This window comes from Mesorhizobium sp. M7A.F.Ca.CA.002.09.1.1 (assembly GCF_003998555.1).
Taxonomy (GTDB): Bacteria; Pseudomonadota; Alphaproteobacteria; order Rhizobiales; family Rhizobiaceae; genus Mesorhizobium; species Mesorhizobium ciceri.
The window spans coordinates 1-8,966 of sequence record NZ_RZRR01000123.1 but is presented as its reverse complement, the minus strand read 5'-3'; the positions used below and the strand labels follow the sequence as shown (position 1 = coordinate 8,966).

Sequence of the window (8,966 nt, the reverse complement as noted above, 5' to 3'; positions counted from 1 at the left end):
GGCCTTGCCAGCCGAGCCGCCGCCAATGACGAGCGTGGTGCGGCCGCCGTCGGCGTCGACCAACGCACGGCGCGTCTGGCCGCCTGGGTGGCGGGTGTCGTCGCCGCCATGGCTGCCGGCGCCATGATGGCGCAGTTTCTGGGTGCGTTTTCACCGCGCGATTTCTATTTCGACCTGGGCTTCACCATGCTTGCCATGCTGATCGTCGGCGGCATGACCTCGTCGCTCGGCGCTTTCGCCGGCGTCATCGTCACCATCGTTTTGGTCGAAGTGGTACGCCGCTTCGAAGGCGGCGGCGAAGTGCTCAGCCTGCATCTGCCTGTCCTGTTCGGCTTGACCCAGGGCGTGCTTGCCATCGCCATGATCCTGGTCATCTGGCGACGCCCGACCGGCCTGTTCGGCGAGCGTGAGCTGAACCTGCTGCGCCGGCCCGGACGTCAGGCCGTGACGGCTTCGGCGGCACCTCCGCAGCGTGTCGAGAGTGACCGGCTCTCCGCCGAGCGTCTGTCGCGCCGTTATGCCGGCGTCGTTGCTGTCGACGACGTCAGCCTGAGTTTCGAAACGGACAGCATCACCGGTATCATCGGCCCCAATGGCGCCGGCAAGACGACGCTGCTCAACATGCTGGCCGGTGATGTCAAGCCAAGTGCCGGTACCGTGTCGGTGGGTGGCGCGGTGCGGCAGGCTTCTGCCTTCCGCTTCGCGCGCTCCGGCGTTGCCCGCACCTTCCAGAACATCCGCGTCTTCCCGCACATGACGGTGCTGGAAAACGTCGTCGTCGCCGCACGCCAGGTAGAGCCTGATCTCGTCCATGCCGAGGCGGCGGCAATGGGTGAACTTGCGCGCATGGGGCTGGAGAGATTTGCCGATCAGCCGGCCGCCAGGCTTGCCTATGGCCAGCGACGCCGGTTGGAAGTGGCACGTGCGCTGGCGTTGAAGCCGCGCTTCCTGCTGCTGGACGAGCCGGCCGCCGGCATGAACGCCGTCGAGACCGCCGAACTGGTTTCCATCCTCTCGACAGTCCGCACCGAGCGCCGCATCGGCGTCGTCCTGATCGAGCACGACATGAGGCTGGTGATGAACCTGTGCGAACGCATTGTCGTCATCGATCATGGCCGCGTCATCGCCGACGGCACGCCGGGCGACGTTCAGAAGAACCCCGCCGTGATCGCCGCCTATCTCGGCAGCCGCACGGCGCTCGCCAAGACCGCAACGCCTGAAAACCAGACCGCATAGACCGCAACGACCAACGACAAAAATCCAGAAGGAGAACCGACATGCCAAGCCTCTATCGCCTCCATCGCGCCGCCTTCTGCGCTGCCGTGTTCGGCATCGCCACCATTTCGACGGCCAGCGCCGAGGAGATCATCATCGGTGCCGCGACCGCGCAGACAGGCGGTCTTGCCCCTTACGACCAGCCGGCACTTGCCGGCCTGCGCATGTCGCTCGACGAACTCAACGCCAAGGGCGGGTTCGGCGGCAAATACACCGTCAAGCTGCTGATCAAGGACACCCGCTCCGACACCGCGCAGACCGCCACGGTCGCGCAGGAGCTGATCGATGCCGGCGCCAAGATCATGATCACGCCGTGCGATGCCGATCCCTCGATTTCCGCCGGCCAGCTGACCCAGCCTCTCGGCATTCCGACCCTGACGCTGTGCGGCTCCGCCCCGGTGCTCACCGGCGCGGTCGGCGATGTCATGTTCGGCACCTATCCCGCCGACAATGTACAGGCGACGGCGGTTGCCGACTTCGCCGTCTCCGAAGGCAAGAAGAAGGTGTTCCTGCTGACCTCGCCGGACTCCACCTACACCGCCAATCTGCCGGAATATTTCGGCAAGGTGTTCGAGAAGAAGGGCGGCACCATTGTCGGCCGCGGCACTTTCAGCATGGGCCAGCCCGACTTTTCCGCCGAGATCACCAACATCAAGGGCTTGGCCGATAAGCCCGACCTGATCATGACGGCGGCCTATGAGCCCGATTTCCCAGCCTTCATCCAGCAATTGCGCGGCGCCGGCGTCACCATCCCGGTCTATGGAGCCGATGCCATCGGTACGCCGACCATCAAGGCGCTCGGCAAATTGGTCGACGGCGTCGTCTACACCGCGGCCGGCTATGCCGAGCCGGGCAGCAAGCTCGAAGCCTTCAACGCCGCCTTCACCAAATATGCCGGCCATGCGCCGGAATCGACCTATGAGGTCAATGGCTACGAGATCGGCCTGATCCTCGACCAGGCGGTCAAGACGGCCGGCTCCGACGACCCGAAGGCGATCCGCGACGCCATCGCCGGCCTCAAGGATTTCGAGGGCATCACCGGCAAGATCACCTATGCCGGCACCGACCGCATGCCGCTGCGGCCAGTGGCGCTGATGCGCTACGAGGGCGGCGAAGGCAAGCATGTCGAGACCCTGATCCCCGAAGCCGCCGACGTTCCGGCGCCGTGATGTCATGCTGAGCGTCGAAGCCCTGAAAATCCGGTACGGCGAGGTCGAGGCGGTGCGCCGCGTCGACCTCGCCGTCGACAGCGGCGAGATCATCGCCCTGGTCGGCGCCAACGGTGCCGGCAAGAGCTCGACGCTCGGCGCCGTCGCCGGGCTGGTGCCGGCGGCATCGGGCAAGGTGGTCTTCGACGGTGTCGACATCACCGGCCTGGCGCCGGAGGCGATCGCCCGCAAGGGCGTCGCGCTGGTTCCGGAAGGCCGCCGCATCTTCGCCAGCCTGACGGTGGCCGACAATCTGCGTCTCGGCGGCGCGGTGCATCAGCCGGCGGCCGAGGCGCGGCTGCGCGAAGAGGAGATGCTGGAGCTGTTCCCGATCCTGCGCCGCTACCACCGCGTCAAGGGCGGCAATCTGTCGGGCGGCGAACAGCAGATGCTGGCCATCGCCCGCGCGCTGATGGGCAAGCCGCGCATGATCCTGCTCGACGAGCCCTCGCTCGGCCTTGCCCCGCAACTGATCGACACCGTCTTCGACCTGATCGCCGAACTGCGCCGCAAGGGCCTGACCATCCTTCTGGTCGAACAGAATGTGGCGCTGGCGCTCGAAATCGCCGACCGCGCCGTCGTGCTCGCCAATGGCGAAGTGGTGCTGTCGGGCAGGGCAAAAGAACTCGCCTCTTCGGACCTCGTCCGCCAGGCCTATCTAGGAGCTTAAGAAGCATGATCGCGCAGCAGATCATCAATGCGGTGAGCCTCGGCGGCGTCTATGCGCTGCTGGCGCTCGGGCTGGCGATCGTCTTTTCCATCGTCGGCCTGATCAACTTCGCCCATGGCGAACTGATGACGCTGTCGGGCTATGCGCTGCTGGCCTCGCTGGTGCTTGGCTTTCCGTTCCCGGTGGCGGTGCTTGTCGCCGTGTCCTGCGGCGCGCTCGCCGCTGTCGCCATGGAGCGCATCGCGTTCAGGCCGATGCGCGGCGCCAGCGTCACCAGTCTGTTGCTGACCAGCTTCGCTGTCTCCAGCCTGCTGAAGGTCGTCTTCCAGAACGGCATTTCGGCGCGGCCGCAGGCTGTCGCCATGCCTGGCTGGATGACCGGCGCTTTCTCCTTCGGCGATTTCACCATCGGCGTCGGTCCCAGCATCTCCATCGTCGTCTCCGCACTGGCGCTGATTGCGCTGGAAGTCTTCCTGCGCCGCTCGGTGACCGGGACGGCGATGCGTGCCGCAGCGGAGGATTTCGACGTCGTGCGCCTGATGGGCATTCCGGCCAGCCGCATCATCGCCACCGCCTTCCTGCTCTCCGGCCTGCTCGCCGGGCTGGCGGCCATGCTGTGGGTGGCGCAGCGTGCCTCGGTCGACCCGCTGATGGGTTTCACGCCGGTGCTGAAGGCGTTTATCGCCGCCGTCGTCGGCGGGCTCGGCAGCTTGCCCGGTGCTGTCGCCGGCGGCTTCCTGCTCGGCATCATCGAGGTGCTGCTGCAAGCGACATTGCCGGGAGCGATCGCGCCCTATCGCGACGCCATCGTGCTGTCGGGCGTCATCGCCGTGCTGCTGGTTCGCCCGCAAGGCCTGATCCCGGCGGTTCGCGCCCAGCGAAGCTGACCTGATGTATACCAAGCCCGAGTTCGCGCCACTGTCGCGCGACGAGGTGTTCGGCCTGATCGAGGCCGCGGCCTTTGCCACGGTGGTGACAGCGGGACCGCAGGGCCTTGTCGTCTCTCATCTTCCCTTCGTGCTCGATCGCGCGCGGGGTGAAAACGGAACGCTGATCTCGCATCTCGCCCGGGCCAATCCGCACAGCACCTTGATCAGCGAAGGCAGGGAGACGATCACTGTCTTCCACAGCCCGCATGGCTACATCTCGCCGTCCTGGTATCCGCGCAATCCGGTGCGCGACAGCGCGCCGACCTGGAACTTTGCCGTCGTGCATTGTCATGGGCATCCGGTGCCGCTCGACGATCACGGCACCGCCCGGCATCTCCTGCAGCTTGTCGACGTGCTGGAGAAGGATCGCGACGATCGCTGGGGCATGCGTGAGCTCGGACCAGGCGGCATGGAGCGGCGCATACCTGGTATCATAGGGTTTGACCTGCCGATCGGGCGGCTCGAAGCCAAGTTCAAGATGGGCCAGGATGAGCGCCTCTACGACACAGGCGGAGCCATCAGGGTGCTGGAGCAAAACGATCCGGCGCTGGCAACAATGATGAAGGCACACAACGCGCATCGCCAGGACTGAGCGCCTGCATGCGGCAAGGATAAGAAAAAATGATCCCCAATCTCAACATCGTGCCCTTCGTCAGCGTCGATCATATGATGAAGCTGGTGCTGAAGATCGGCGTCGAACGCTTCCTCGTCGAACTCGCCGGCTACATCGAGAATGATTTCCGCCGCTGGGAGCTGTTCGACAAGACGCCGCGCGTCGCCTCGCACAGCGCCGAGGGTATCATCGAACTGATGCCGACCAGCGACGGCGAAGTCTACGGCTTCAAATATGTCAACGGCCATCCCAAGAACATGCGCGAGGGACGCCAGACCGTGACCGCCTTCGGCATGCTCGCCGACGTCCACAATGGCTACCCGGTATTGCTGTCCGAAATGACCATCCTGACGGCGCTGCGCACGGCGGCGATGTCGGCTCTGGCCGCCAAGTACCTGGCGCCGGCCGGCTCCAGCTGCATGGCGCTGATCGGCAACGGCGCCCAGGCCGAATTCCAGGCGGTGGCCTTCAAGGCGCTGCTCGGCGTCGACAGGCTGAGGCTTTACGATATCGACCGCTCGGCCACCGAAAAATGCATCCGTAATCTCGCCGGTCTCGGCTTCGACATGGTCGCCTGCGGCACCGCGCAGGAGGCGGTCGAGGGGGCTGACATCATCACCACCGTCACCGCCGACAAGCAGTACGCCACCATCCTCACAGACAACATGGTCGGCTCCGGCGTGCACATCAACGCGGTCGGCGGCGACTGTCCCGGCAAGACCGAATTGCATCGCGATATCCTGCTGCGCTCAGACATCTTCGTCGAATACCCGCCGCAGACCCGCATCGAGGGCGAGATCCAGCAGCTTGCGCCGGATCATGAGGTGATCGAGTTGTGGCAGGTGATGTCAGGCGCCGTGCAAGGCCGGCGCGATTCCGGCCAGATCACGCTGTTCGATTCGGTCGGCTTCGCCATCGAGGATTTTTCGGCGCTGCGCTATGTCAGGGATCAGCTGAAGTCGACCGGCCTCTACCAGGAACTCGACATGCTGGCCGACCCCGACGAACCGCGCGACCTGTTCGGCATGCTGTTGAGGGCGGCCCAGCAGGGTTGAGGCATAGAGTGTTCAGCCAGCCGAACCCCACATGGCATCCGGCACCACCACCAGCTTGCCGACGAAATCCTTGGCAATGAAATCCGCCTGCGCATGGTGGAAATCGGAGAGCTTGTAGACGCCACCGACCAGCGGCCGGATTTTCTTCGCCTCGATGTAACCAACGATGCGACGGAAATCCGCGCGCGTGCCCTGGCTCGAACCATGCAACTGCAACTGCTTGAGATACATGGTCCTGAGATCGAGTTGCACGACCGGACCGGCAATCGCGCCGGCGGTCGTGTAGCGGCCTTCGGGCCTGAGAATACGCAAGAGGTCGTTGAAGATCGCGCCGCCGACCAGGTCGGCCACCACGTCGATCGGTTGGCCGCCGGTCGCTTCAATCACGGCTTGCGGCAGGTCTGCGACGCCACGGGTGATGACCGCCTCGGCGCCGATGTCCAGCACCGCCTGTTCCTTGCCCTTGCCGACGACGGCATAGGGAATGGCGCCGCGCGCCCGTGCCAGTTGCACGATGCCGGAACCGACGCCGCCCGAGGCGCCGGTGACCAGCACGCGCTCGCCGGCCTTCAAGCCGGCGCGCTCCAGCATCTGTTCGCCGGTCAGGTAAGCGCAGCAGAAGGTGGCGAGTTCGACGTCGCTCATGTCGGTATCGACGACATGCGTATTCTCGGCCGGCACGGCCTGGTATTCGGCGTAGCCGCCGTCGCGGCCATGGCCCATATAGTCGATGTCGGCGAGCGAATCGTCGTCGCGATTGTAGATGGAGAAATCGACCATCACCCGTTCGCCGATACGCTCCGGCGACACGCCTTCGCCGACGGCGGCGATGGTACCGACGGTGTCGGTGCCCTGGATGCGCGGGAAAACAAGCGTGTTGCCCTGGCGCCGCCATGTCGACACGGCGGCAGCGTCCTCCTCCGTGCCATAGGCGCCCTGGCGCACCCAGACATCGGTGTTGTTCATGCCGCAAGCGCTGACCTTGACCAGCACTTCACCTGGCGCAGGCGCGGGCACTTTCACATCGCTGCGGTAGACGAGTTTTTCCGGCCCGCCGTGCCCGACAAGCAGCACGGCGGCCATGGTGGCGGGGAGGGTTCTGGTCATGGCATTCATAGTCGATCTCAGAGATTGGCAAACACGCTCTTGACCGCATCGGCGGTCTTCGACACGACGATGTCGGCTTCCTCGCGGGTCAGGCAGAGCGGCGGCGCGAAGCCAAGAATGTCGCCCTGCGGCATGGCGCGGCCGATGACGCCGCTTGCGGCAAGCGCTGTCGCCACCTGCGGTCCGATCTTCTGCGAAGCGTCGAAGAACACCCGGTCGTCCTTGTCGGCAACGAATTCCACCGCTGCCAGCATGCCGTCGCCGCGGACGTCACCGACATTCTTGTGGCCGCCGACCGCCTTGGCCAGCTCGGCGCGGAAATAGGCGCCGGTCTCCTTGGCATTTGTCACAAGATCCATCTCGTCGATCAGCTCGAGATTGGCGACGCCGGCGGCAACGCAGATCGGATGTGCCGAATAGGTCCAGCCATGGCCGAGCGAACCGAGCTTGTCGGAGCCCTCAACCAGCACCTGCCACATCTTGTCGGCGACGATGACGCCCGACAGCGGCGCATAGGCCGAGGTCAGGCCCTTGGCGATGGTGATCAGGTCCGGCTTGATGCCGTAATGGTCGGAGCCGAACATGGTGCCCAGTCGGCCGAAGCCCGTCACCACTTCGTCGGCGACCAGAAGCACGTCGTACTTCTTCAACACCGCCTGGATCTTTTCCCAATAGCCGGCCGGCGGCGGCACGATGCCGCCAGTGCCGAGGATCGGCTCGCCGATGAAGGCAGCGACGGTTTCCGGGCCTTCGGCCAGGATCATCTCCTCGAGCTTGTCGGCACAATGCTGCGAAAACTGCTCCTCGCTCATCGAACGGTCGGCGCGGCGGAAGTAGTAGGGTGCCTCGGTGTGCAGGATCGGCGCGCGCGGCAGGTCGAAGGCGTTGTGGAACAGGTCGAGCCCGGTCAGCGATCCCGTCATCACGCCCGAGCCGTGATAGCCGCGCCAGCGCGAAATGATCTTCTTCTTCTCCGGCCGGCCGAGCACGTTGTTGTAGTACCAGATCAGCTTGATGTTGGTTTCGTTGGCATCCGAACCGGAGAGGCCGAAATAGACCCGCGACATGCCCTGCGGCGCGCGATCGATGATCATCTTGGCCAGCGTGATCGAGGCCTCGGTACCGTGGCCGACATAGGCGTGGTAATAGGCGAGGTTCTTCGCCTGGGCGGCGATGGCGTCAGCGATCTTCTGGCGGCCGTAGCCGACATTGACGCAATAGAGCCCGGCGAAGGCATCGAGGCTCTTCCTGCCATTGTTGTCCCACACGGTGACGCCTTCACCGCCGGCCATGATGCGTGTCGGGCTTTCGCCCCGCGCGTGCGTGCCCATATGGGTCGAGGGATGGAAGAAGTGGTCGCGATCCCAGGCGGCGAGTTCGTTGGACTGGTCGAGCATTTTTTAACTCCTTGAGGGATGGCAGGACGAACCTAGGCGACGTCCAGACAGAGATACTTCAGATCGGTGAAGGCTTCGAGCCCGTGGCGCGAGCCTTCGCGCCCGATGCCCGATTGCTTGACGCCGCCGAACGGGATCGGCGCGCCGGTGATCTTGACGCGGTTGATGGCGACCATGCCGTAGTCGAGCGCGCGGCCCATGCGCTGCTGCCGGCCACCATTCTCGGTCACGACATAGGCGACGAGGCCATACTCGGTGGCGTTGGCGCGGGCAATCACGTCATCCTCGCTGTCGAACGGCGTCACGGCGGCAACCGGGCCAAACGTCTCCTCGCGCATGATCAGCGCTTCGTCACTGACATCGGCCAGCAGCGTCGGCTGGTAGAACAGCGGGCCGGCCTGGTGCCGTTTGCCCCCGGTGAGGCAGCGCGCGCCGTGAGCGATGGCATCGGCGACCTGTTCCTCCACCTTCTTGATGGCGCGCTCATGCATCAGCGGCCCGATGTCGATCTTCTCGGCTAGGCCATTGCCGGTCCGCAGCGTCTCGATGCGCTTGGCGAAGGCGGCGCAGAACCGATCGTAGATCGGACGCTGGACGTAGATGCGGTTGGCGGCGAGGCAGTCCTGGCCCGACGTGGCGAATTTGGCGTCGATGGCGATATCAACCGCTTTGTCCAGATCTGCATCGGCAAAGACGATCAGCGGGGCATGAC

Annotated in this window: 9 protein-coding genes; 6 read left to right on the top strand and 3 right to left on the bottom strand. The window is 65.0% G+C overall.

Features of this window, described 5'->3' with window-relative positions; all coding sequences use genetic code 11:
* The 6 genes from EN994_RS08175 to EN994_RS08150 all read left to right on the top strand — a co-directional run.
* On the top strand, positions 1–1,236 hold a 1,236-nt coding region (locus EN994_RS08175), incomplete at its 5' end, for an ATP-binding cassette domain-containing protein (protein WP_127307476.1).
* Positions 1,237–1,277: 41 nt separating this feature from the next.
* Positions 1,278–2,444 (top strand): ABC transporter substrate-binding protein, encoded by a 1,167-nt coding sequence (locus tag EN994_RS08170; RefSeq protein WP_063170112.1) that lies wholly within the window; start codon positions 1,278–1,280, stop codon positions 2,442–2,444.
* Between the two features lie 4 nt (positions 2,445–2,448).
* Positions 2,449–3,153: an ABC transporter ATP-binding protein gene (locus tag EN994_RS08165; RefSeq protein WP_063170113.1), complete on the top strand. Its 705-nt coding sequence runs from the start codon at positions 2,449–2,451 to the stop codon at positions 3,151–3,153.
* A 5-nt stretch (positions 3,154–3,158) separates the two neighbouring features.
* The gene (locus EN994_RS08160) at positions 3,159–4,040 is read left to right on the top strand and encodes a branched-chain amino acid ABC transporter permease (protein WP_027035600.1); all 882 of its coding nucleotides are present in this window, start codon (positions 3,159–3,161) and stop codon (positions 4,038–4,040) included.
* Positions 4,041–4,044: 4 nt separating this feature from the next.
* A complete protein-coding gene (locus tag EN994_RS08155; RefSeq protein WP_063170114.1) occupies positions 4,045–4,674 on the top strand; it encodes an FMN-binding negative transcriptional regulator in 630 nt (209 codons plus the stop codon).
* 29 nt (positions 4,675–4,703) lie between these two features.
* Positions 4,704–5,750 carry an ornithine cyclodeaminase gene (locus EN994_RS08150; protein ID WP_063170115.1) on the top strand — a complete coding sequence of 349 codons (1,047 nt, stop codon included), beginning with the start codon at positions 4,704–4,706 and terminating at the stop codon, positions 5,748–5,750.
* A 12-nt stretch (positions 5,751–5,762) separates the two neighbouring features.
* Here the strand turns inward: EN994_RS08150 and EN994_RS08145 are convergent, their stop codons facing one another.
* From EN994_RS08145 to EN994_RS08135, 3 genes are all read right to left on the bottom strand, one after another.
* Positions 5,763–6,866 carry an alcohol dehydrogenase family protein gene (locus tag EN994_RS08145; protein WP_063170116.1) on the bottom strand — a complete coding sequence of 368 codons (1,104 nt, stop codon included), beginning with the start codon at positions 6,864–6,866 and terminating at the stop codon, positions 5,763–5,765.
* 8 nt (positions 6,867–6,874) lie between these two features.
* Positions 6,875–8,254 carry an aspartate aminotransferase family protein gene (locus EN994_RS08140; protein WP_063170117.1) on the bottom strand — a complete coding sequence of 460 codons (1,380 nt, stop codon included), beginning with the start codon at positions 8,252–8,254 and terminating at the stop codon, positions 6,875–6,877.
* 32 nt (positions 8,255–8,286) lie between these two features.
* The coding region (locus EN994_RS08135) for an aldehyde dehydrogenase family protein (protein WP_127307475.1) at positions 8,287–8,966 on the bottom strand (680 nt) is incomplete at its 5' end.